This is a genomic window from Seonamhaeicola sp. (assembly GCF_028281565.1).
Classification (GTDB): Bacteria; Bacteroidota; Bacteroidia; order Flavobacteriales; family Flavobacteriaceae; genus Seonamhaeicola.
In genome coordinates, this window is the sequence record NZ_JANQJQ010000025.1 from 67,874 (window position 1) to 90,796 (window position 22,923).

Here is a 22,923-nt window from a genome sequence, read left to right on the forward strand (position 1 = left end):
AGGTTTTATATGGTTATTGACTACATCGAAATTATAGGCTTAATTGCTGCGGTATTAACAACCTCGGCTTTTTTACCCCAGGTCTATAAAACCTGGAAAACCAGGGATGTATCTTCGTTTTCATTACCTATGTTCCTAATCTTTTTTATAGGTATTATATTTTGGCTTATCTACGGGATATTGGTAAAAAGCATTGCCATGATCCTTGCCAATACCATCACCGTTATATCGTCTTTTTTACTACTGTATTTTAAGATAAAGTACGATAAACGTCAATAAACAGCTTAACAAATTAGGGGTTTTGTCTTAAGCGAGCGTCTTGGATTAAAGAAACCATAACAAATCTCTAGTAAATCGGTCTATTTTATTTGATTCCTAATAAAAAGTTAAATTTGTTATGGTTTCTTTAATTATTTCGATTTTTTCGAATTATTTTTCAATCTATTGTTTTAAATTTGCAATCATTTTTTAGAAATAACTTAAAAATTATTACGATATGAAAATTGGTGTTCCTATTGAAATAAAAAATAATGAGAACCGTGTGGGTATGACACCTTCGGGCGTGTTTGAATTAACTAAAAGAAACCATACCGTTTTTGTACAGAAAAATGCCGGTTTTGGCAGTGGTTTTTTCGATGAAGATTATATTAAAGCCGGTGCTACTATTCTTGACACCATTGAAGATATCTATGGTGCCGCAGACATGATTGTTAAGGTAAAAGAACCTATTGAAAAGGAATATCCTTTAATTAAGTCACACCATACGGTATTTACCTATTTTCATTTTGCTTCCAGTGAAGCGCTTACTAGAGCCATGATCGATAGTAAAGCGGTTTGTATTGCTTATGAAACCGTTGAAGATCCGGATGGGTCATTACCGCTATTGATCCCGATGTCTGAAGTGGCAGGAAGAATGTCTATTCAGCAAGGCGCCAAATATTTGGAAAAGCCAATTAAAGGACGTGGTATTTTATTAGGTGGTATCCCTGGTGTGCCTCCGGCGCACGTATTGGTTTTGGGTGGTGGTATTGTTGGTATTCAGGCGGCTAAAATGGCTGCCGGATTAGGCGCTAACGTAACTATTATGGATATCAACATGAAACAGTTGCGATACATTGCCGATATCATGCCTGAAAATGTACATACGGAGTTTTCAAGTGAGTATAATATCAGAAGGCATTTACCGCATACCGATTTAATCATTGGAGGCGTATTAATTAAAGGTGCCAAAGCCCCTAAGTTGATAACCAGGGACATGCTAAAAGAGATGCGTCCCGGAACGGTGATTGTGGATGTTGCAGTGGACCAGGGCGGGTGCTTTGAAACCACAAGGCCAACAACCCATGAAGAGCCAACTTATATTATTGATGATGTGGTGCATTATTCGGTTGCCAATATGCCGGGAGCCGTTCCTTATACATCTACTGTTGGGTTAACCAATGTAACCTTGCCTTATGTCATTAAGTTAGCCAATGAAGGTTGGGAAAAAGCCTGTGAAAATAGTATACCACTTGCCAAAGGTTTAAATGTGGTTAATGGTAAAATTGTATATAAAGAAATAGCCGAAGCTTTCGATCTGGAATTCGAAATGGCTTAGGTAATAGTTGAATTGATTAATAGCAGAAGGGCCCTGACAGATTCGTTTGTCAGGGCTTTTTTTGTTTAAAAAGCACTTAATAGGTTAAAAAATGTTAAATGATCGATTTTTCAATCTGACAAAGTTTCATGAGAGCTAAAGTGGTGTAATTATTGCTATCTTTACTATAAATTAAAGACTAAAATTATGTTTGGATATTATATACTAATAGGAGCTATTATGTTGGCCAGTTGGGCCGTTAGTAATACTTTAAAGCGAAAGTTTGAAAAGTATTCTAAAACCCAGTTACGAAATGGGATGAGCGGCGCGGAAATTGCTCAAAGAATGTTAGCAGACCATGGCATTTACGATGTTGAGGTGATTTCAACTCCCGGAAGGTTAACAGACCACTACAACCCAAAGAATAAAACCGTTAATTTAAGTGAAGCCGTATATCATCAACGTAATGCAGCTGCTGCGGCTGTGGCTGCTCATGAGTGCGGGCATGCCGTACAACATGCACAAGCTTATAGCTGGTTGCAAATGCGTTCTACCTTAGTACCTGTGGTGAGTGTAAGTTCGGGTATGTCGCAATGGTTAATTATCGGAGGCCTTATTTTAGGTGGTGCAGCCGGATTAGGTCTGGGCTGGTGGGTTGCCGTAGCCGGTTTGGTCATGATGGGATTCGCAACGGCGTTTAGTTTTATTACGCTTCCCGTGGAATACGATGCCAGTAATCGTGCCTTAGCCTGGTTAAAAAATAAAAATATGGTGTCTCAGGAAGAATACAAAGGATCTGAAGATGCGCTTAAATGGGCGGCTAGAACCTATTTAGTAGCGGCCATTGGCGCGTTGGCCAACTTATTGTATTGGGCGCTGCAAGTTTTTGGCAGAGATTAACCATTTCAATATAAGATAACGAAAGCTCTGATGTTTCAGGGCTTTTTTGTTTCTTTGATTTTATGAACAATCCTTTGGAATATTATAAAGAACACCGGGAAACGTATCAGCTAAAGGCTAAAGCGTGTTATGAAAGAATGACCACTTTGAGTTTGTTGCGCCTGCTGGTTTTTGTTTTAACCGGTTTTGGGGTTTACCTGGCATTCCATACTTGGCAATTAGCAGTTGCAATTGCTATAGCAGGGATCATCATATTTGTAAAACTGCTTTCAAGGTATACCGATGTTAAACATAAAAAAGCTTTTAATGAAGCTTTAGCTAATATCAATCAGGAGGAATTAAAAATAGCTTCCGGCGATTTTCACAATAGAGATAAGGGGCTGCAGTTTCAGGACCCGAATCACTATTATAGTTTGGATATCGATTTATTCGGTCGGGGATCGTTTTTTCAATTCTTAAATAGAACCACCATAAACGAAGGTACAAAAACGCTTGCCTCTTTATTAAAGGCCAATAATATAGAAGATATTCCCGTAAGGCAGGAGGCTATAAAAGAACTTGCTACCAAACCCGAATGGCGACAACATTATTCCGCAACCTCAAGTTTGGTCAAGGTTGAAACACCTGCCAAAGAGATTGTGGGTTGGTTAAAAAATTACCAGACATTTTTGCCAAATATGATGCGATGGCTACCATTAGGTTTTACTGTCGCAACCGTTGTTTTACTTGGATTAATCCTGGTTAATCTAATCGACGTATCCTTAATTGGTTATTGGTTGTTGGTAGGCCTGGCTATCACCGGGCGCTATATAAAAAAGATAAATGTATTGTCCTTACATGTAGATAAGGTCAAAGATACCTTTAGGCAATATGCGCAGTTGTTGAAGTTAATCGAACAAGAGTCTTTTACTTCGGAACTTTTAAATAAAAAGCAAGCACAAATTAAGTCTGAAAAGAAAGAAGCCTCCACTATTTTTAAGGAGCTTTCCAGGGCCCTCGATGCTTTAGATAACCGGAACAACATTATCGGCGCTATTTTTGGGAATGGCTATTTTTTAACTGATATTAAAAACAGTTATCGTATTGAGCAATGGATACAGCAATATGCCAATAAGGTAGAAGACTGGTTTGAAGTAGTATCGTTTTTTGACGCTTATAACGCCTTAGGGAATTATGCATATAATCACCCGGAGTTTGTTTATCCGGAAATTTTAGAGGATGATGTCGTTATAAAAGCTAAAGATTTAGGGCATCCGCTTCTAGATAAAACCAAGCGAATAGATAGTGACTTAACCATTAACAACGAACAGTTCTTTATTGTTACCGGAGCCAATATGGCAGGTAAAAGTACTTTTTTAAGAACCGTGTCTTTGCATATCGTGATGGCGAATATCGGATTACCGATTTGTGCCGGATCAAGTCGGTATACACCGGTGAAATTGATCACCAGTATGCGGACCACCGACTCGTTAACCGATGATAGCTCGTATTTCTTCTCGGAATTAACGCGTTTGAAATTCATAGTAGATACCATCGCTAACGAGCCTTATTTTATAGTTTTAGACGAAATATTAAAAGGCACCAATAGTACGGATAAAGCTATAGGGTCGAAGAAGTTTGTTGAGAAATTAGTAGCCTCCAATGCCACCGGGATCATAGCCACCCACGATTTGAGCTTATGCGAGATTGAAGCCCAATTGGATGATGTAAAGAACTATTTTTTCGATGCTCAAATTATTGAGGATGAACTTCATTTTGATTATAAATTAAAGCAAGGGGTCTGCCAGAATATGAATGCCTCTTTTCTCTTAAAAAAGATGGATATTGTTTAAATTGAAACATGTTTTCCGAAGCATCGCTTCGGATTTCCTTTTAAATTGTCATTCCCGCGAAATCGAAGATTCATGAATTCAAAAATTTAAAATAAGAACCAATGAATAAAGCGGGAATCTAAATAATATAGTTTAAAAAAATTATTTATTAATCCGTTTTAATCACTCAAATGAATGATTGTCACCTTGAGCGCAGTCGAAAGGTCTTAAAAAACAGGAATCTTAATTAGGTTTCGACTGCGCTCAACCCGACATACATAATTAATGACCTTCGGTGTTAATAAAAAATAACTATGGCAAACTCACGTTTAAAAAGATTATTTTGAGTACTCAAAAAGTTTATGATATTACCATAGTTGGCGGCGGTATTGTTGGCGTAGCTTCGGCTTACAAATTGCAATTGAAATATCCTTCCTTAAAAATATTGCTTATAGAAAAGGAAAAGGAACTGGCTGCACACCAAACCGGGAATAATTCAGGAGTTATTCATTCCGGTTTGTATTATAAACCGGGGTCTTCAAAAGCAAAAAATTGTGTGGATGGCAGAAAACAGCTGGTGGCTTTCGCTAAAAAGTATCAGGTAAAACATGAAGTATGTGGTAAAGTGGTGGCAGCTGTAGATAACAGTGAGTTGCCGTATTTAGATAAGATATTCAATAATGGTTTGGCCAATAATACCGAAGGCATAGAAAAGATCAATGCGAACCAATTAAGAGATATTGAACCACATGTTAAAAGTATTGGCGGTATTTGGGTGCCTTGTACCGGTATCATCGATTTTATAGGCGCTACCCATACCATGGCAGATTTGCTAAAGGCCAAACAACCGGAAAGTCACATTGTTTTAGGGGAAGAAGTGCTTGCCTATGAGCATAATGACGAAACAACCAAAGTCATTGCTTCTAAAAACACCTACAAGACCAAACATATGATCTTTTGTGGCGGCTTGCAGGCAGACCGTTTAGCAAAAAAGGATAACATAAACCTTAAAGAACGGGTTGTCAGTTTCCGGGGTGATTACTACAACCTAACGGAAGCAGCGAAAACTAAGGTCAGGAATTTAATTTATCCGGTGCCGAATCCCGCGTTCCCGTTTTTGGGTGTCCATTTCACCAAAATGGTCAATGGCGATGTGGAGTGCGGACCCAATGCCGTATTGACTTTTAAACGGGAAGGTTACGGAAAAACAGACTTCAATTTAAAAGATACCATGGATGCCTTATCCTATTCCGGAACCTGGAACCTGCTTAAAAACCATACCGGTTTTGCTATCAATGAATACAAAAGGGCCTTTTCAAAAAAGAGATTCTTAAAAACATTGCAACGATTAATACCGTCGTTAACCATGAGTGATATTGAACCCGGAAGAGCCGGTGTCCGTGCCATGTTATTAAAAGAAGATGGTACCATGCAAGACGATTTCAGGATAGAATACAAAGACAAGGGCATTCATGTGCTCAATGCCCCATCACCGGCAGCCACAGCCTGTTTAGCTATTGGTGATCAAATCTGTGATATGGCAACAACACATTTTGATTTGGGTTAAATACGCTCTGAATGTTAAAAAACGTAGGTTAAGTAAGGTGAGGTTTTGAAAACTGTTCGTTTAGTGATTGTTTACCAAAAATAGCATGTAGCATCATCAAATTCCAATAAACTGTACAGACAGTTAAATTGACGTGATTAATGAAATAGATTTGTTTACAAACGACATATTTTGACGTTGGTAACTACAAAACGTTATTTTGTACATTACTTTTTGATGGTTTTTACTTTTCTCAGTACTTTTCATCTGTATATGGGAATTGTAAATAAACATATTTCGCGAGTACTGGTACACATCCTGTTCTGGATGCTGTTTGTATTTGTGTCCCTTTTTCTGTTCTCGAATTTCTATTGGAAGGAAAATCCGTTTCTTCAATACTTGTTCCTTCTGGTTATAATTGTGTATGCCAATAACCTGTGGTTGTTACCCTTTTTTGTAAAAAAGAAAATGTATGTAGGCTATATTTTTGTGTTCGTCATCATATCCTTTTTAGCCACACAGTTGTATTGTTATTCTTTTGCAAAATGCGGTTGTACCGTTTTTAAATGTTTGAGTGATTACCTGTGGCAGTCTTTAGTACCCTTGATCTTCTTCTCATTTGTTTGGATGCTGTATCGGTTTTTAGATGAACAGGAAAAAGTAGCGGCCGTAAAAAAAGAACATGTGGAAATGGAACTGAAGTTTTTAAAATCTCAAATAAACCCCCATGTGTTGTTCAACAATTTAAATACCATTTATTCGTATTCCATAGAAAAACCTAATGAAGTGCCTGACATGATCTTAATGCTGTCTGATAACTTAAAACATGTCTTGCACGAGAGCAATTCAAAGACTGTTCCCCTGGAAAAAGAAATTCAGTTCATAGATAATTACATCAGGTTTCAAAGAATAAGAGTTGAAGGTGTTAAGCAGATTCAATATGAAAAAGATATAGATTCCTATGACTATGAAATAGCGCCGTTATTATTGATTACGATCATTGAAAATGCGTTTAAGCACAGTGCCTTGCATAGTGATATTTCTATTTTAATTAAAGTTGGGAGTGGTGTTTTGGAATGTGTATGTGAAAATGGGTTTAAGGATGAAGACGAAGCTTCCAGTTTTAAGATCGGATTGCAAAACTTAGAAAAGCGATTAGCGCTTATCTATGAAGATGCTTATGAACTTAATATCAAAAAGGGAGAGACTTTTAAAGTGTATTTAAAATTAATTTTAACTAATGTCCCCTCGAGCGCAGTCGAGAGGTAAATTGAAAAGGTCTCAACTCTGGATTATCTTAAGCGAAGACGAAAGACTAGACCAGACAAACTATTAGAATATGACTTGCATTATCATAGAAGACGAAATACCGGCCCAAAGAATTTTACAAAACTACATTGGTAAAATACCGGGTTTGGAATTGCTGAACACATTTAAAGCAGCTATTGAGGCGAATTCGTTTTTGAATTCCAATCAGGTGGATGTAGTGTTCCTGGATATTAATCTACCCGATATTTCCGGACTTGATTTTATAAAAACCATCAAAGATCCACCGGCTGTGATCATGACCACAGCCTATCCGGATTATGCCGTGAGCAGTTTTGAACTTAGAACCATTGTTGATTACCTGGTAAAACCGTTTTCGTTTGACAGGTTCCTAAAAGCCATTAATAAAGCTAAGGAAAGAGTAGACGTTCCGAAAAACAATTCAGAAGAAAATAAGAGCGAAACTATTTTTTTGAATGTGGATAAGACCATGCATAAAATAGTATTGGATACCATTATTTATATTGAATCTGATAGAAATTATATCACACTCGTTACACAGACTCAAAAATTTTCTTTTATAGATTCACTAAAAAACTGGGCAGAGAAGCTCCGGGGGAAGCAGTTTATTCAAGTGCACAAGTCCTTTATTATTAACAGCGAATTTGTGGATAAGATATCCGGGAACACCGTATTTCTGAGTGGATATAAAATCCCGATAGGCAGAACGTATAAACCTAATTTATTAAACGCCTTAGGGATTTAGGGTTTGTGGATATGTGTTGTTTTTCTTTCCGGAATAAACCAGAGAGAAGTAATTTTACACCTCCCGTAATCCTTCCAAATAAGAGGGCAGTAAGGGGTATGTTTCAAACATGTAAAAATGAAAAAAAACATGTACATTTAACCTATGCAGCATACTTCTAAACTTCCAAATGTAGGGACTACCATCTTTACGGTTATGAGCACTTTGGCAACTGAGCATAATGCCATCAACTTGTCTCAGGGTTTTCCGGATTTCGATAGTGACAAAAAGTTAATTGACCTGGTAAGCAAAGCTATGAATTCCGGCTGTAATCACTATGCACCCATGCGTGGCCTTTTAGAGCTGAAGGAGATCATTGCAAAGAAGTTTGATGCACTGTATGGTACAAGTTATCATCCTGAAAGAGAGATCACCATTACGGCAGGAGCTACTCAGGCTATTGCTACTATAATAACAACGTTCGTAAATCAGAATGATGAGGTTATTGTTTTTCAACCTGCTTATGACAGTTATCAACCTATGGTGGAGCTTAACGGAGGCAACATTGTGCCCATTCATATGCGGGCGTCTGTTGATTTTAAAGTGGATTGGAATGAGGTCAGGGAGAAGCTCAATGATAAAACCAAAATGATCATTATTAATTCGCCTCATAATCCCACAGGTTCGGTTTTTTCGAAAGAAGATATGTTGACATTGCAGGAACTGACCAGGAATACCGATATTATTGTGTTAAGTGATGAGGTGTATGAGCACATGATCTACGACGGGCTTCAACACCAAAGTGCTTGTTTGTTTCCCGATTTAAAATTGAGAACTTTTGTAGTGGCATCTTTTTGCAAAACCTTTCACAATACCGGATGGCGGATTGGGTATTGCTGCGCCCCCAGGGAACTGATGAAAGAATTTATAAAAGTGCATCAGTTTAATGTGTTTTGTATCCACCATCCCACACAAAAAGGCATAGCAGACTATATGAAAAACCCGGAGCATTATTTAGGCTTACCCGGTTTCTACCAACAGAAAAGAGATCTGTTTTTAGAGTTGATAAAGGAGTCCAGGTTTAAATTCACACCGGCAAAAGGGACTTATTTTCAGCTATTGGATTATTCCGGGATCAATCAGGAATATGATGTGGATTTAGCAAAACAATGGACGATCGAAAAGAAAATCGCTTCCATACCATTATCCGTTTTTAATGCAGATGGATCAGATGAAAAGGTACTTCGGTTTTGTTTTGCAAAAAAGGAAGATACCCTTAAACGAGCCGCCGATATTTTAAACACCATTTAAGCATGCAAGATCAATTAAAAGTCGCCTTAGTTCAGTCGGATTTGGTTTGGGAAAACCCAAAAGGAAATCGTAATAATTTTTCAGAAAAATTAGAGTCGATTTCTGAAAAAGTCGACCTTGTTGTTTTGCCCGAAATGTTTACAACCGGTTTTACCATGAATGCGGGTGAGGTGGCCGAAACCATGCAAGGAGAAACAGTTTCCTGGATGAAGCGAATGGCGTCAAAACTGGATACAGCTATTATGGGTAGTGTGGTTATTTCTGAAGACGGGAAGTTTTACAATCGTCTGTTGTTTGTTGAGGCTTCGGGAAAGCTAACTACCTATGATAAAAAGCATACGTTTACTTTGGTAGGTGAGGAGAAAACATATGCCGGCGGAACAGAAAGGGTAATTATCAGTTATAAAGGCTGGAAAATTTGCCCGCTTATTTGTTATGATCTGCGCTTTCCGGTTTGGGCCAGAAACACTGAAGATTATGACGTCTTGATCTATGTTGCTAATTGGCCGAAACCAAGAGTGTCTGCCTGGGATGCGTTGTTAAAGGCCCGTGCCATTGAAAACATGAGTTATTGTATCGGCGTCAACAGAGTTGGTGTAGATGGTGTCAAAATTGGGTATTCCGGTCATTCGGCGGCATATGATGTATTAGGAAACCAAATGACGTCTATTCGACCTTATGAAGAGCAAATTGAAACGATAACTCTGGAAAAGCGGCACATTCAAAAGTATCGAAATACCCTGAAGTTTTTAAATGACAGAGATGATTTTATTCTGAAGTAAAGTTAAGAATAGTTGGATATCCCCAGGCTGCTCGTATTTGTTCATCATCTTTAAAAATAAAATGGCTTACATCTTCCGGTTGTATCTTATTTAAATAGTTTCCGGGATCGTATTTTTTATTGCCGTTTGCGTCATGAATAACCCTAATGTAATATTTACCGGGTGTTATATTATAAAAATCAACTTGTTCCGGTTTTGTAGAATATTTTTCAACTTTAACATCACCTTTAGAATCTGTTAACTGGATTATTACCGGATATTTAGCACCCACCAATGTAAGGCGCGCAAAACCATAATCAGATTCTTTTTTGGTGCCTAAAGAATACAATAGGGTGTCAGCATGTGTGTCATCAAAAATATCCTTAAAAGCTTCCGGTAAAATTTTCATGGCATACTTGTTTTCATAACTTTTTTTAAAGTCGAAAACATAAGTGTTGTTTATAGTGTCAAACCTGGTTGTGAAATCAACATTAGCAGAGTCTTTATCAATAAGTGTCACTTTTGAAACATCAAAAGCAGCAAACGGGGTGCTACCGGTAATTTTAAAGGGTTCATCAAGTCCGATAGTTCCTGAAACCGACTCTTCGATTATTAATGAATCTCTTTCCTGCACACTAATTCTGGCCGTGTATTCTTTTTCATAATCAGTATGTGATACTTTAAAAAGTAAAGAATCCACTTCTAACCTTGGTATGTACCAATAGTATAAAGTATCTGCTTTTTCATCTTTGGTAATATAGTATTTGAATTCTTCCGGAACTTCAGAAAGTATGTCAATTTTCATGTTTTTATAATCACCTTCATAACCGAACATGATCTTCTCTCCGGAAACTAATTTAGGTTTCACAGCGTTAAAATCTAAGTTCTCGCTAAACAATTTCATAGTATATAGCGAATCGGTCGGAACTGTAATAAATGCTTTATGAAACGCTATTTGATCAAATTTTTGCTGAAATTTATTATCCCCATTATTGTCTTTTAAAGCCATGAGCATGTATTTTCCGGCTTTTACATTTTCAATGGAAAAGGTGGTTAAACTATCAAGGGTATTCGTTATATATTTAGGAACATCTTTATAAACAATAGAATCTGTAAAGGTGGAATCTACTTCGTATAAGGCGACATTAACAAAGGTTTCGGGTTCTTTATGAAATGCATCAACAATGTTCCCGTTAACGGTTAGCGAATCTATAAAATCACCGGTTGAAAATACATATCTGTAGTACGGATATGGATTGCCTTCATTATTATCGGTAATGCTATTGCCAAAGTTAAAAGCGTATGTTGTATTGGGTTGAAGGGTATCCAGAATTTTAATGGTGATTCTCTTGCTGGCACCACTCAGGGGTTTTATTTCTGGCTGGTATTCCATTGGAGGCGAAATAATAAGCTGCTTTTGTAAATCCTTAATCTTTATGAACTCATCAAACTCAATCTCAATTTCATTGCCTTCAAAATTGGTAGTATAATTTTCTGGGAATTCTTTTTCAATTTTTGGTGGTTCTTCATCTTTTGGCCCGCCTTCGGGAGTGCCACGGTTAGCACAGTTTATAAAAACAAGACTTAAAAAAAATAATGCGTTAACTCGGAACAAACCTACCAGATACTTAGAAGAAAAAAACGTTAACAATTTTGAAACAAATTTGGGTGTATTTAAATCTCGATTATCGAGTAAAATAAAATTTGAAAGGGTCTTAGTCATTACCAATTTTAAATTTTGCACAAACCTACGCAATTTTAGAGATATAACGGACGACTTAAGGGACTATTGCCATAGTAGCAATACTAATTTTAACGTTTGGGACTTGCTTTAATACCGATGTACAGGCTTCCAGTGTAGCACCAGTGGTAATAATGTCATCAACCAGCAGAATATGTTTATTTTTAATAGAGGCCATATTACTTAATGAGAAAAGCTCATCGCTGTTTTTCCATCTTGAAAAACGGCCTTTTTTAGTTTGAGACCTGGTATTCGTTATTTTAACCAAAACATCATCAACGTAGTCAGTTCCTAAGTTTGAAGCAATTTGTTGTCCAAATTTGGCGACCTGATTATAGCCTCTTTTACGTAACTTCTTTTTATGCAGCGGTACCGGAATAACAGCATCAATAGTTTGATACCTTTCAATTTCTTTCAACTCACCGCCTAACCAATTTCCCAGGGTGTAGCCAATGTTTTCGTAACCTTTATATTTTAGTCCGTGGATAAGCCTTTGAACGATCCCTTGTTTTTCAAATCTAAAAAGTGCCGTGCCGTTTTCAATATCAGCGCGACCGTATAATACTTGTTTTATGCTGTCATCGTCATCAAAATGGAAATTGGTTACCGGCAAATCGTGCCTGCAATCAATACAAATAGTATCCGCATTGTCTTGCAATACATTAAGACAGGCATAGCATACTTTAGGAAAAAATAGGTTTACTAATGATTTTAGCATTTAAAAATAGTTAGACAGTTATAAACTTAAGGAAAAATATAGCAATTTCACCTTAATTTTTAAGGCTGAAAGCTATTAGTTTACTAGGGTTTTTTATTTTTGCACCTATGGCAAATCAAGACGATAAATTTAAGAAGGTTATTTCGCATGCTAAGGAGTACGGCTATGTGTTTCAAAGTAGTGAAATATATGATGGTTTAAGTGCAGTATATGACTACGCTCAGAACGGAGCGGAATTAAAGAAAAACATTCGTGACTATTGGTGGAAAGCCATGGTACAAATGCACGAAAATATTGTAGGGATCGATGCTGCCATTTTTATGCATCCAACTACCTGGAAAGCTTCAGGACACGTGGATGCTTTTAATGATCCTTTAATTGATAATAAAGACTCTAAAAAGCGTTACAGAGCCGATGTTTTAATTGAAGATTATTGCGCGAAACTGGAGGCTAAAATAGATAAAGAAGTGGCCAAAGCTGCCAAACGTTTTGGGGATGCCTTTAATAAAGAAGAATTTGTTAGCACTAACGGGCGGGTTCTTGGATACCAGGAAAAAATAAATACTACCTTGTCAAGAATGGCTAAATCTTTAGAGAATGAAGATCTGGCAGATGTAAAAGCACTGATTGAAGAGTTGGGTATTGCTGATCCTTTAACAGGTTCAAAAAACTGGACGGATGTGAAGCAGTTCAATTTGATGTTCGATACCAAATTAGGAGCTTCTGCAGATAGTGCCATGGATTTGTATCTCCGTCCGGAAACAGCCCAGGGTATTTTTGTAAACTTCCTGAACGTTCAAAAGACCGGTCGTTTAAAGATCCCCTTCGGAATAGCGCAAACCGGTAAAGCGTTTAGAAATGAAATTGTAGCCAGGCAGTTTATTTTCAGAATGCGTGAGTTTGAACAAATGGAAATGCAGTTCTTTATTAAACCCGGGACTCAAAAAGAATGGTATGAGCATTGGAAGGAAACCCGATTAAAATGGCACTTATCTTTAGGAATGGGTGAAGATTTATATCGTTTCCACGATCATGAAAAACTGGCGCATTATGCTGATGCCGCGGCTGATATTGAGTTTAAATTTCCATTCGGATTTAAGGAGTTGGAAGGCATTCACTCCAGAACGGATTTCGATTTAAGCCAGCACGAAAAATACTCGGGAAAAAAGTTACAGTATTTTGATCCTGAAGAAAATAAAAGCTATGTGCCCTATGTGCTGGAAACGTCTATTGGTTTAGACAGAATGTTTTTAGCGGTATTCTCAAATTCATTACAGGAAGAAGCTTTGGAAAATGGTACCACCAGAACCGTATTAAAATTACCAAGTGTTTTAGCACCTGTAAAAGCAGCTGTGTTACCATTGATTAAAAGAGATGGACTGCCTGAAATAGCTCGTAAAATTGTAGAGGATTTAAAGTGGGATTTTAATGTTATTTATGATGAAAAGGATGCCGTTGGCAGACGTTACAGGCGTCAGGATGCCAATGGAACGCCATTCTGTATCACGGTAGATCATGATACTCTGGAAGATAATACGGTAACGATTCGTTATAGAGATGCTATGGAGCAGGAGCGTGTTAAGATTGACGATTTACGCGACATTATTAAGAAAGAAGTGGATGTGCGTTCCTGGTTGATGAAAATGTAATAACCTTGTCATTCTGAGCGTAGTGAAGAATCTATAAAAAAACAAAATCCCGGATAAAATATCCGGGATTTTGTTTTTTATCACTTTTCAAAGTTAAAACCTGTAGCCTAAAGTGATGCCTCCTTTTCCAACTAAAGGATCGTCATCATCATTGTAAAATAAGTTTCGGCCAATACCCATAGATAATTCGAAGATAAAACCTCTTTTGTTGACCCATTTACCTCCAAACCCAAACCCGAGCGCAAAATCGGTTTTAAAATTGTCTTCCTCGGTATCAAATAAATCAAACTCTCTGTTGGAATTATTTAACATACCGAATGCCTCTCCAAAAAAACCGGAAGCATTATTCTTATTACCAAAATACATTCTGTAATAAGGTGAGATATAATATTTTATTTCATCTGTAACATCCTTATCAAAAGGTAAGAAGGCTGAAATGCCGATTGCAGATTCTTCATTTAAAATGAACTCATAAGAGGGTTCAAACACACCTAGGATCAATAGAATGCCATTGAGCTTAATTTCGCTCACATTTTCCAGACTTTGATTACTAACTTGTTTTTCTTGTGAAAATGATGGTAATGATAACAGTAATAGGGCAATTAAAATAATAGAAGATTTTTTCATTTTTAATAGCTTAAGTTGATTTGGAAAATGGACGCAATAATCGTACCAAATATAGAAAATATCTTACATGTATCAAATCCTCATTTGTCTGTCAATCTGTTGGTCTAATGAAATAAATGTTTCTGTCCTGGAAACCCCTGAGATGGTTTGGATCTCATCATTAAGTAAATGCATTAAATGGGCATTATTTTTACAAATAATCTTAATTAAAACGTTCCAGTTTCCCGTGGTATAGTGGCATTCAAGAACTTCAGGTACTTTTTTAAGCTGCTTGATAGCTTCCGGGTTATGAATGGCTTTATCCAAATAAACACCAATAAAAGCAACCGTCGTATATCCTAAAACCCTGGGGTTAATTACAAATTTAGATCCGGTAATTAATCCGGATTTTTCAAGTTTACGTAAACGTTGATGAATAGCGGCACCTGAAATACCCACATTACGCGCTATCTCAAGAATAGGTGTTCTGGCGTCCACCATTAAAGCACGCAATATTTTTTTATCTATGCCATCAATAGTAAGGGCTTTATCTTTATTTTTCATGTAGCTATAGTTTCTGTTTAAAAGACAAATTTAATCATTTGGTTTCAAATTAAAACTATTTTTATGTAAATGATTGTTCGTTTAAATGGGATTTTGTTCTTAATCAATTGTTTAGGACATTTATTTAAATCTCAAAAATACTCCCTGTTAAGATTAGTTAAGTAATTTTGCAATAATTAAGAAAACAATTAAAATGAAGAAAACACTATTGGTTACAGCATCAGTTTTAGGACTTATTGCAATTATTTTAGGCGCTTTTGGAGCTCATGGTCTAAAAGAATTAATTTCACCGGAAGCGCAGAAAACCTTTGAAACAGGTGTGCGTTATCAAATGTATCATGCCATTCTGCTATTGTTTGTTGGAAGTAGTACACTAATTAATGAAAAGATTAAAAAAGTTATCTTTTATTTAATTGTTTTTGGAGTATTGTTCTTTTCAGGCTCAATTTATGGGTTAGCAACTAATGATTTGTCCTCTTTCAATTTTAAAACCATTGGTTTTATTACGCCCATTGGCGGTTTACTTTTTATTTTAGCCTGGGGCGTGCTAATTGTGAATTTCTCAAAATTAACATATAAAATACGCTAGAAATAAATAATTTATCAAAATAATTGTATTAATTTTGCGCTTTAAATAATTTATGAGCAAATTATGGATAACTACAATCAAGTTGCGAAAACGATTTCGTTGGAACGTTACGGCATAAAGCATGCTGAAATAAATTACCAGCTTTCCCCTGATCAATTACATGATATATCCATTGAAAAAGGATTGGGGGCCGAAGCGTCATCCGGAGCTTTAGCAGTAAATACGGGTGAATTTACAGGGCGCTCTCCCAAAGACCGGTTTATTGTTAAAGATGATATTACCAAAGACCGCGTTTGGTGGGGTGATATTAACATCCCTTTTGATGCTGATAAGTTCGATAAACTTTACAGTAAGGTAGTGGATTACCTGTCCGGTAAGGAAGTTTTTGTTAGAGATTGTTATGCTTGTGCGGATAAAAATTACAAGTTGAGTATCCGGGTGATCAATGAATACCCCTGGAGTAATCAGTTTGCCCATAATATGTTTTTAAGGCCTACTGAAGAAGAACTGAATAATTTCAACCCGGAGTGGACAGTTGTTAATGCACCCGGTTTTAGGGCAAATCCTGAAGTAGACGGCACCCGTCAACACAACTTTGCCATTTTGGATTTCTCTAAAAAAATAGCCCTCATTGGCGGTACGGGATACACCGGCGAAATTAAAAAGGGTATCTTTTCAGTTTTAAATTTTGTGCTTCCCGTGTTCAAGAACACGTTGCCAATGCATTGTAGTGCCAATATTGGGAAAGATGGTGATACCGCTATTTTCTTTGGGCTTTCCGGAACAGGAAAAACCACTTTGTCAACAGACCCTAGCAGAAGCTTGATTGGCGATGACGAACATGGATGGACCAATGAGAACACCGTGTTCAATTTTGAAGGGGGCTGTTATGCCAAGGTGATAAACCTTTCAAGAGATAAAGAACCGGAAATTTATGATGCTATTAAAAAAGGCGCTATTCTTGAAAACGTCATTTTAAATTCGAGCGGGGTGGTGGATTTCGAAGATACCTCCATTACCCAAAACACAAGGGTTAGCTACCCCATTCACCATATTGAAAATATTCAAATACCGTCTATTGGTAAGAATCCAAAGAATATTTTCTTTTTAACAGCTGATGCTTTTGGGGTGATCCCACCAATTTCCAAGTTAACACCAAGCCAGGCAGCGTATCATTTTATTTCCGGTTACACGGCTAAAGTAGCAGGAACAGAAGCAGGCGTAGTGGAGCCGGTACCTTCGTTCTCGGCATGTTTTGGAGCACCGTTCATGCCATTGCATCCGGCTAAGTATGCTGAAATGTTGAGTCAGAAGATGATTGAAGCAAAAGTTAATGTTTGGTTGGTAAATACCGGATGGACCGGAGGCCCTTATGGTGTTGGCAGGCGTATGGAGTTAAAATACACCAGGGCGATGATCAATGCCGTATTGAATGGCGATTTGGGATTGTATAATTATGACGATTACCACATTCACTCTGTTTTTGGAGTGGCACAACCCAGAACGTGTCCGGGCGTGCCAACAAGTGTTTTAAGTCCAAGACAAACATGGAATGACGACAAGGCTTATTATACTATGGCGTTCAAACTGACCAATGCCTTTAGACATAACTTTAAAAAGTTTGAAGCGCATTGCAATGAAGAAATAAGACGTGGCGGACCGCAACGTTATGCATTTTAAAGAAATAAAAAAGGCTGATTTTTTTAAAAATCAGCCTTTTTTACCTTATATAAGATCTTAATTATTTTCTTTTATTCACCTGTTCAATGTACTTTTCCAAAGCCATAGTCATTGAAGGCGTTTCAGGAGTTGGTGCCGCAATGTCAACACGTAATCCTTTTTCTTTCACCGCTTTAATAGTAGTATTTCCAAAAACGGCAATACGCGTATTATTTTGTTTAAAATCCGGGAAATTTTGGAATAATGATTCAATTCCGGAAGGACTGAAGAACACCAATACATCGTAATAAACATCTGCTAAATCAGACAGATCGCTAACAACGGTTTTATAAAATGTGGCTTGTTTCCAGTCTACACCTAAAGCATTTAAGGTATCAGGAACTTCTTGTTTTACCTTATCAGTATTAGGTAATAAGAATTTCTCGTCTTTATATTTTTTAATTAAAGGTGAAAGCTCAGAAAAAGTACGTTTGCCAACATAGATTTTACGTTTTCTGTATACCACATATTTTTGAAGATAATAGGCAACAGCTTCAGACTGACAGAAATATTTCATAGTGTCAGGTACTTTAAAACGCATTTCTTCGGCAACCCTGAAAAAATGATCCACAGCATTTCTACTAGTTAGGATAATAGCAGTATACTTGGTTAAATCAACTTTTTGTTGTCTTACATCTTTTGCAGTAACACCTTCAACATGAATGAAAGGTCTGAAATCTATTTTTACTTTTTGTTTTTCTTGTAAATCGAAGTAAGGTGAGTTCTCTATTTTAGGTTCTGGTTGAGATACTAAAATTGTTTTCACTTTCATAAGCGCAAGTTTGTTCTTTGTTCTAGGTCATAAACACCTTATATAATATCACATAGGGTGCAATTTCGAGAGCGCAAAGATACAAAATAAAATAGAAAAAATGCTGTTTTATTAAACTTTGATGCGTTTTAAAAGAAGTAATTAACCCGATACCATTCACTATTAATAAAATTATAATCATTACATAAATTAAAGGTAACGATAACTGGAAACTGTATAACAAAAGGGCATTAACGGGTAGGAGTAAAATACCCAAATAATTTTTATAGCTTATTTTCTGAAAAATGTAGTCATCAATTAATTTATCAATTTCAAAAAGGCTAGCTATAAGTCTTTCAATAAGCACTTTGATTAAAATAAAAGCACCAATGCCTATGGCCAGTTTAAAAAGTGTATTGATTGAAATACCTTTATTATCAGTTATATACTGAAAAGAAATATAGGTAAATATGGAGCTGGTAATAATCAGGTTCCCAAATAGTAAGGCATCAAACTTGTCAAAGAATTTTTGATCTTTAGTATAAATTTTCAGGTATTTTGAATTGCCTATTACGAAGATAAAATCATTAAAACGCTTAGGATCCGTTAATTTGGCAATGGCCACAACGGCAAGTCCAATGACCAATAAAACCGTAAATAACTCATTTGATACAATTTCCCTAAGCATGCCCTAAAATTATCACAAATTAATAACAAGACCCTTAAATAATTAAGGAAAATTTAAAAAAAATAAACGCTTATTACCGTACATTTGCTAAATATAAAAGCTCAATATAATAAGAATGACAGGAGCCATAGTTATTATTCCTACTTATAATGAGATTGACAATGTAGAGGCAATTATTAAGGCGGTATTTTCTCAATCGGATGATATCCACATTCTTGTTGTTGATGATAACTCACCGGATTTAACAGCATTAAAAGTTAAAGAACTTCAAACCGATTTCCCGGACAGATTATTTTTAGAAGTACGCAAGGAAAAATCCGGGTTAGGGACGGCTTATATTCATGGATTTAAGTGGTGCTTAAGCAAAGCGTATCAGTATATTTTTGAAATGGATGCGGATTTTTCACATGATCCGAAAGATTTGAAGCGTTTATATGATGCCTGTGCCCTTGAAGGTGCAGATTTATCAATTGGGTCCCGGTATATTACAGGTGTAAATGTAGTTAATTGGCCCATGGGAAGAGTGTTGATGTCTTATTGTGCCTCAAAATACGTACGATTTATAACGGGGATGAACATTAACGACACTACGGCTGGCTTTGTTTGTTATAAACGCAAGGTTTTAGAAGCTATAAATTTAGATACTATTAAGTTTATCGGTTACGCCTTTCAAATAGAAATGAAGTTTAAAGCCTATTTAAAGAAATTTAAAATAACCGAAGTTCCCGTGATTTTTACTGACAGGACCAAAGGAGAATCTAAATTAAGCAAGGGCATCATATCTGAAGCTATTTTTGGAGTTATATCAATGAAACTAAAGAGTCTTTTTAAAAAGTAATGTCTATTGATGACTAAAAATTTAAAGCAGATGAAAAAAACACTTATTAAGAATGCCAACATTGTAAATGAAAGTGTTGTTTTTAATGGCGATATATTAATTGAAGGCCAGTATATAAAGAAAATAGGAACATCTCTTACACCAAAATCTCCGGATGTTTTGGTTTTGGATGCCGAAGGGAAATATTTGTTACCCGGAGCTATTGATGATCAGGTGCATTTTAGAGAACCGGGCCTTACCCATAAGGCCAATATTGAAACCGAATCTAAAGCCGCTATTGCCGGTGGGATTACCTCTTTTATAGAAATGCCTAATACCAACCCGCAAACCACAACGATTGAAAAGTTAGAAGAGAAGTTTAAGATGGCAGCTAAAACCTCTTCGGCTAACTATTCATTTATGTTTGGTGGGACCAATGATAATTTGGACGAAATTTTAAAGCTGGATGTCAACCAGGTAGCAGGATTGAAATTGTTTTTGGGATCTTCCACAGGGAATATGTTAGTAGACGATCCCAAAGTTTTGAAGAAGATTTTTGAGAGCACCAATTTGAGAATTTCAGTGCATTGTGAAGATGAAGGCACCATAAAAAAGAATCTTCAGGAACATATTGAAAAATATGGGGATGATATTCCAATCAGGCAACACCCTGTAATCAGAAGTGAAGAAGCCTGTTATTTGTCATCTTCAAAAGCTATAGAATTAGCAAAAGAAACCGGGGCAAGGTTGCATGTTTTTCATTTGTCAACAGGAAAGGAAACCGGGTTGTTTGATAACGATATTCCTTTAAAAGATAAAAAGATTACCGCCGAGGTTTGTACACATCACCTTTGGTTCTCAGATGAGGATTATGATAAAAAAGGAACCTTTATTAAATGGAACCCGGCCGTAAAAACAGCGCAGGACAGGGAACAATTATGGGAAGCCTTACTTGATGACAGAATAGATGTTCTGGCTACAGACCATGCACCACATACTTTAGAAGAGAAAAAGAACGTTTATACTAAAGCACCGTCCGGAGGACCTTTAGTGCAGCATGCTTTACCGGCCATGTTAGAGATGTATCATAAGGAGAAGATCTCATTGGAAAAAATAGTGGAAAAAATGTGTCATAATCCGGCTATTTTATTTGAAATTGACAGGCGTGGCTTTATAAAAGAAGGGTATTTTGCAGATTTGGTTTTAGTAGATCTAAATAACCCCTGGACCGTAACAAAAGAGAACATTTTGTATAAATGCGGATGGTCGCCGTTTGAGGGCGCCACTTTTAAATCGAGAATTACCCATACGTTTATAAACGGTAATATTGCCTATCAAAATGCCAAATTTAGTAAGGTTAGATATGCTAAACGATTAACTTTTAATAGATGATGTTAAAACGATTTATCATAGTTTTTATTTCGGTATTAACCATTGTTGGCTGTGGTGGCCCTAAAAAACCTAAGAATTTAATTTCTAAAAAAAAGATGGTTAATATATTAATTGATTCTAAGTTAATAGCGTCGGCTAATACAATTAATCGTAGGATTCTGGAGGAAAACGGTGTTTTTCAGGATACTTATATTTTTGAAAAATATAATATTGATAGTACTCAATTTGCGGAAAGCAATGCTTACTATGCCTATCATATAAAAGATTACGAAGAGATTTACCTTATGGTAAAAGACAGTTTGGATAAGCTTAAGGCCCATTATAAGGAACTACAGGATAAAGAGCGAAAGGAAGCAGAGCAAAAAAGTAAAGACTCACTTGAGACTGTTTTAAAAGAAAGAGACTCTGTTAAACTTTCAAAGGTCAGTGATTCTTTAGTTATTAAGAGAATACAAGATTCTTTATCTAAGAAGTCGCTTTCAGATATAAGTGAAGAAGGCGGCGTTTTAATTACGCCTCCTGTTTTAGAAAAATAGCACCTACTTCTTTAATGCTATTATCAATAGGCTTAAAAGCGTAGTTTAAAGTGTTTTTAACCTTATCACTATTATAGTCCTTTTCTGTAGATAAAGACTTAACAATATGCTTTGTTAAACGTCTTCTTTTTCCGGTTAGTTTTGTTTTTAGCCAATCTAATTTCCAGGCAAACTTTAATAGTGAAGCTTTAGCTAGTTTTTTTGGCAGATCTGCATTCACAGACACAGCCAGTGCCTGTAAGAACTGTTTATAAGTCCAATTTTCTGCAACTAAAACAAAACGCTCATTTTTAATAGTGCTTTTCATAAGTCGTATCATAATCGTAACAACATCATCAATAGATACTAATCCAACAGTTCCGGTAGTGTAATGTTTTAATCCGTTACGCGCTCTTTTAAACAAACTTCCACTGCCGTACCGCCATATACCGGCACCAAGAATAACACCGGGATTCACAATAACAGCATCTAACCCCTCCTGGGTGGCACGCCACACTTCCATTTCGGCACCATATTTTGTAATGCCATACACACTGTTATCCGCTTCCGGGTTCCAAATGGTTTCTTCGGTAATAGGTTCGTTGTTCAGAGTCATTCCCAGGGTAGCAATGGAACTTACGTAACAAAGTTTTTTAATGTTGAAAGCACAACAAAGATTTACAACATTAGCCGTGCCTTCAATATTGGTTTTTCTTAAAAGATGATACTTGTCCGGTTCAAATGATACAAATGCAGCGCAGTGGTATACGTAATCAATACCTTCAAAAGCTTCAGTAAGGGCTGGAATGTCTATGATATCGGCTTTAACCCAATCGACTTTATTGTAATAGGTTTGGAAGTCTTCTGTGTAACAGGAAAACACATTTTTTACATTGTTTAATTTTTTTTCGTTTCGGTAAATGGCTTTTACTTTTTCACCATCACTTATTAACTTAAAAAGCAAATGTGCACCTACTAATCCTGTACCGCCTGTTACTAAAATCATGCGACTAAAGTAATGAATATTTCAAATTATATTAGTTGAAATATTCATTACTTAGATTCCCATTTTCACGGGAATGACAGTTTCAACGGAAACCTTTAGTAAACTAAAGGAATGACTTTTGAGTAAAGAATTATTCAGAATACCTAAGTAATTATACATTGATTTTTATCTTTGCATAGTTTTATAAAAATCGATGGCCCGTGGTGGGCTTTTGGTAAACAATAGTCATTGTTTTACAGGTATTATTAAGAC

22 protein-coding genes are annotated in these 22,923 nt (G+C 36.4%); 15 read left to right on the forward strand and 7 right to left on the reverse strand.

Going from position 1 to position 22,923, the window contains the following annotated elements; all coding sequences use genetic code 11:
- Nucleotides 1-9: 9 nt before the first annotated feature.
- The 9 genes from Q0983_RS12260 to Q0983_RS12300 all read left to right on the forward strand — a co-directional run bounded on the left by Q0983_RS12260 (nucleotide 10) and on the right by Q0983_RS12300 (nucleotide 9,937).
- Nucleotides 10-279 (forward strand): SemiSWEET transporter, encoded by a 270-nt coding sequence (locus Q0983_RS12260; protein WP_299553523.1) that lies wholly within the window; start codon nucleotides 10-12, stop codon nucleotides 277-279.
- 217 nt (nucleotides 280-496) lie between these two features.
- Nucleotides 497-1,597: an alanine dehydrogenase gene (gene ald, locus Q0983_RS12265; RefSeq protein WP_299553526.1), complete on the forward strand. Its 1,101-nt coding sequence runs from the start codon at nucleotides 497-499 to the stop codon at nucleotides 1,595-1,597.
- 186 nt (nucleotides 1,598-1,783) lie between these two features.
- Nucleotides 1,784-2,476 carry a zinc metallopeptidase gene (locus tag Q0983_RS12270; RefSeq protein ID WP_299553529.1) on the forward strand — a complete coding sequence of 231 codons (693 nt, stop codon included), beginning with the start codon at nucleotides 1,784-1,786 and terminating at the stop codon, nucleotides 2,474-2,476.
- Nucleotides 2,477-2,538: 62 nt separating this feature from the next.
- The gene (locus Q0983_RS12275) at nucleotides 2,539-4,308 is read left to right on the forward strand and encodes a DNA mismatch repair protein MutS (protein ID WP_299553532.1); all 1,770 of its coding nucleotides are present in this window, start codon (nucleotides 2,539-2,541) and stop codon (nucleotides 4,306-4,308) included.
- A gap of 322 nt (nucleotides 4,309-4,630) precedes the next feature.
- Complete coding sequence (lhgO, locus tag Q0983_RS12280; protein WP_299553535.1) at nucleotides 4,631-5,854, forward strand: L-2-hydroxyglutarate oxidase; 1,224 nt, start codon at nucleotides 4,631-4,633, stop codon at nucleotides 5,852-5,854.
- A gap of 252 nt (nucleotides 5,855-6,106) precedes the next feature.
- Complete coding sequence (locus tag Q0983_RS12285; RefSeq protein ID WP_299553538.1) at nucleotides 6,107-7,102, forward strand: histidine kinase; 996 nt, start codon at nucleotides 6,107-6,109, stop codon at nucleotides 7,100-7,102.
- A 70-nt stretch (nucleotides 7,103-7,172) separates the two neighbouring features.
- Nucleotides 7,173-7,865, forward strand: coding sequence for a LytTR family DNA-binding domain-containing protein (locus Q0983_RS12290; RefSeq protein WP_299553542.1), 693 nt, complete (start codon nucleotides 7,173-7,175; stop codon nucleotides 7,863-7,865).
- 144 nt (nucleotides 7,866-8,009) lie between these two features.
- Complete coding sequence (locus tag Q0983_RS12295) at nucleotides 8,010-9,155, forward strand: methionine aminotransferase (protein WP_299553545.1); 1,146 nt, start codon at nucleotides 8,010-8,012, stop codon at nucleotides 9,153-9,155.
- A gap of 2 nt (nucleotides 9,156-9,157) precedes the next feature.
- Complete coding sequence (locus Q0983_RS12300; RefSeq protein WP_299553547.1) at nucleotides 9,158-9,937, forward strand: amidohydrolase; 780 nt, start codon at nucleotides 9,158-9,160, stop codon at nucleotides 9,935-9,937.
- On the opposite strand, the gene Q0983_RS12305 is transcribed toward Q0983_RS12300, so the two are convergent.
- Nucleotides 9,924-11,639 carry an Ig-like domain-containing protein gene (locus Q0983_RS12305; protein WP_299553550.1) on the reverse strand — a complete coding sequence of 572 codons (1,716 nt, stop codon included), beginning with the start codon at nucleotides 11,637-11,639 and terminating at the stop codon, nucleotides 9,924-9,926. The genes Q0983_RS12300 and Q0983_RS12305 overlap by 14 nt on opposite strands.
- Nucleotides 11,640-11,694: 55 nt before the next feature.
- Entirely contained in the window at nucleotides 11,695-12,375 is a 681-nt protein-coding gene (locus Q0983_RS12310; protein WP_299553553.1) for a phosphoribosyltransferase family protein, read from the reverse strand.
- Nucleotides 12,376-12,482: 107 nt separating this feature from the next.
- On the opposite strand from Q0983_RS12310, the gene Q0983_RS12315 reads away from it, so the two are divergent.
- On the forward strand, nucleotides 12,483-14,024 hold the full coding sequence (locus Q0983_RS12315; protein ID WP_299553556.1) for a glycine--tRNA ligase: 1,542 nt from the start codon (nucleotides 12,483-12,485) through the stop codon (nucleotides 14,022-14,024).
- Nucleotides 14,025-14,117: 93 nt separating this feature from the next.
- Here Q0983_RS12315 and Q0983_RS12320 read toward each other — a convergent pair whose 3' ends face one another.
- Both Q0983_RS12320 and Q0983_RS12325 read right to left on the reverse strand, forming a co-directional pair.
- Nucleotides 14,118-14,651, reverse strand: coding sequence for a hypothetical protein (locus Q0983_RS12320; protein WP_299553559.1), 534 nt, complete (start codon nucleotides 14,649-14,651; stop codon nucleotides 14,118-14,120).
- Nucleotides 14,652-14,723: 72 nt separating this feature from the next.
- Nucleotides 14,724-15,194: an Lrp/AsnC ligand binding domain-containing protein gene (locus Q0983_RS12325; RefSeq protein ID WP_299553562.1), complete on the reverse strand. Its 471-nt coding sequence runs from the start codon at nucleotides 15,192-15,194 to the stop codon at nucleotides 14,724-14,726.
- A gap of 193 nt (nucleotides 15,195-15,387) precedes the next feature.
- Here Q0983_RS12325 and Q0983_RS12330 point away from each other — a divergent pair, with 193 nt between their 5' ends.
- Together Q0983_RS12330 and pckA are read left to right on the forward strand one after the other, a co-directional pair.
- A complete protein-coding gene (locus Q0983_RS12330; protein WP_299553565.1) occupies nucleotides 15,388-15,783 on the forward strand; it encodes a DUF423 domain-containing protein in 396 nt (131 codons plus the stop codon).
- Nucleotides 15,784-15,846: 63 nt separating this feature from the next.
- On the forward strand, nucleotides 15,847-17,463 hold the full coding sequence (pckA, locus tag Q0983_RS12335) for a phosphoenolpyruvate carboxykinase (ATP) (protein WP_299553568.1): 1,617 nt from the start codon (nucleotides 15,847-15,849) through the stop codon (nucleotides 17,461-17,463).
- Nucleotides 17,464-17,524: 61 nt separating this feature from the next.
- Here the strand turns inward: pckA and Q0983_RS12340 are convergent, their stop codons facing one another.
- Nucleotides 17,525-18,274: a uroporphyrinogen-III synthase gene (locus Q0983_RS12340; protein WP_299553571.1), complete on the reverse strand. Its 750-nt coding sequence runs from the start codon at nucleotides 18,272-18,274 to the stop codon at nucleotides 17,525-17,527.
- 22 nt (nucleotides 18,275-18,296) lie between these two features.
- Complete coding sequence (locus Q0983_RS12345) at nucleotides 18,297-18,941, reverse strand: DUF4271 domain-containing protein (protein ID WP_299553574.1); 645 nt, start codon at nucleotides 18,939-18,941, stop codon at nucleotides 18,297-18,299.
- Between the two features lie 115 nt (nucleotides 18,942-19,056).
- Between Q0983_RS12345 and Q0983_RS12350 the strand changes: the two genes are divergently transcribed.
- From Q0983_RS12350 to Q0983_RS12360, 3 genes are read left to right on the forward strand one after another with little or no spacing between them, the layout of a single operon-like run.
- Complete coding sequence (locus tag Q0983_RS12350) at nucleotides 19,057-19,779, forward strand: polyprenol monophosphomannose synthase (protein WP_299553577.1); 723 nt, start codon at nucleotides 19,057-19,059, stop codon at nucleotides 19,777-19,779.
- A gap of 30 nt (nucleotides 19,780-19,809) precedes the next feature.
- On the forward strand, nucleotides 19,810-21,150 hold the full coding sequence (locus tag Q0983_RS12355) for a dihydroorotase (protein ID WP_299553580.1): 1,341 nt from the start codon (nucleotides 19,810-19,812) through the stop codon (nucleotides 21,148-21,150).
- Nucleotides 21,147-21,686: a DUF4296 domain-containing protein gene (locus Q0983_RS12360; RefSeq protein ID WP_299553583.1), complete on the forward strand. Its 540-nt coding sequence runs from the start codon at nucleotides 21,147-21,149 to the stop codon at nucleotides 21,684-21,686. The genes Q0983_RS12355 and Q0983_RS12360 overlap by 4 nt, the downstream gene beginning before the upstream one ends.
- Here Q0983_RS12360 and Q0983_RS12365 read toward each other — a convergent pair.
- Entirely contained in the window at nucleotides 21,661-22,671 is a 1,011-nt protein-coding gene (locus Q0983_RS12365) for an NAD-dependent epimerase/dehydratase family protein (protein WP_299553585.1), read from the reverse strand. The genes Q0983_RS12360 and Q0983_RS12365 overlap by 26 nt on opposite strands.
- Nucleotides 22,672-22,923: the final 252 nt, after the last annotated feature.

What these genes read in the sequence shown, in the direction of transcription:
- Q0983_RS12260 (WP_299553523.1), top strand. Translation starts at nt 10, where the DNA reads ATGGTTATTGACTACATCGAAATTATAGGCTTAATTGCTGCGGTATTA.
- ald (WP_299553526.1), top strand. Translation starts at nt 497, where the DNA reads ATGAAAATTGGTGTTCCTATTGAAATAAAAAATAATGAGAACCGTGTG.
- Q0983_RS12270 (WP_299553529.1), top strand. Translation starts at nt 1,784, where the DNA reads ATGTTTGGATATTATATACTAATAGGAGCTATTATGTTGGCCAGTTGG.
- Q0983_RS12275 (WP_299553532.1), top strand. Translation starts at nt 2,539, where the DNA reads ATGAACAATCCTTTGGAATATTATAAAGAACACCGGGAAACGTATCAG.
- Q0983_RS12285 (WP_299553538.1), top strand. Translation starts at nt 6,107, where the DNA reads ATGGGAATTGTAAATAAACATATTTCGCGAGTACTGGTACACATCCTG.
- Q0983_RS12290 (WP_299553542.1), top strand. Translation starts at nt 7,173, where the DNA reads ATGACTTGCATTATCATAGAAGACGAAATACCGGCCCAAAGAATTTTA.
- Q0983_RS12295 (WP_299553545.1), top strand. Translation starts at nt 8,010, where the DNA reads ATGCAGCATACTTCTAAACTTCCAAATGTAGGGACTACCATCTTTACG.
- Q0983_RS12300 (WP_299553547.1), top strand. Translation starts at nt 9,158, where the DNA reads ATGCAAGATCAATTAAAAGTCGCCTTAGTTCAGTCGGATTTGGTTTGG.
- Q0983_RS12305 (WP_299553550.1), bottom strand. Translation starts at nt 11,639, where the DNA reads ATGACTAAGACCCTTTCAAATTTTATTTTACTCGATAATCGAGATTTA.
- Q0983_RS12310 (WP_299553553.1), bottom strand. Translation starts at nt 12,375, where the DNA reads ATGCTAAAATCATTAGTAAACCTATTTTTTCCTAAAGTATGCTATGCC.
- Q0983_RS12315 (WP_299553556.1), top strand. Translation starts at nt 12,483, where the DNA reads ATGGCAAATCAAGACGATAAATTTAAGAAGGTTATTTCGCATGCTAAG.
- Q0983_RS12320 (WP_299553559.1), bottom strand. Translation starts at nt 14,651, where the DNA reads ATGAAAAAATCTTCTATTATTTTAATTGCCCTATTACTGTTATCATTA.
- Q0983_RS12325 (WP_299553562.1), bottom strand. Translation starts at nt 15,194, where the DNA reads ATGAAAAATAAAGATAAAGCCCTTACTATTGATGGCATAGATAAAAAA.
- Q0983_RS12330 (WP_299553565.1), top strand. Translation starts at nt 15,388, where the DNA reads ATGAAGAAAACACTATTGGTTACAGCATCAGTTTTAGGACTTATTGCA.
- pckA (WP_299553568.1), top strand. Translation starts at nt 15,847, where the DNA reads ATGGATAACTACAATCAAGTTGCGAAAACGATTTCGTTGGAACGTTAC.
- Q0983_RS12340 (WP_299553571.1), bottom strand. Translation starts at nt 18,274, where the DNA reads ATGAAAGTGAAAACAATTTTAGTATCTCAACCAGAACCTAAAATAGAG.
- Q0983_RS12345 (WP_299553574.1), bottom strand. Translation starts at nt 18,941, where the DNA reads ATGCTTAGGGAAATTGTATCAAATGAGTTATTTACGGTTTTATTGGTC.
- Q0983_RS12350 (WP_299553577.1), top strand. Translation starts at nt 19,057, where the DNA reads ATGACAGGAGCCATAGTTATTATTCCTACTTATAATGAGATTGACAAT.
- Q0983_RS12355 (WP_299553580.1), top strand. Translation starts at nt 19,810, where the DNA reads ATGAAAAAAACACTTATTAAGAATGCCAACATTGTAAATGAAAGTGTT.
- Q0983_RS12360 (WP_299553583.1), top strand. Translation starts at nt 21,147, where the DNA reads ATGATGTTAAAACGATTTATCATAGTTTTTATTTCGGTATTAACCATT.
- Q0983_RS12365 (WP_299553585.1), bottom strand. Translation starts at nt 22,671, where the DNA reads ATGATTTTAGTAACAGGCGGTACAGGATTAGTAGGTGCACATTTGCTT.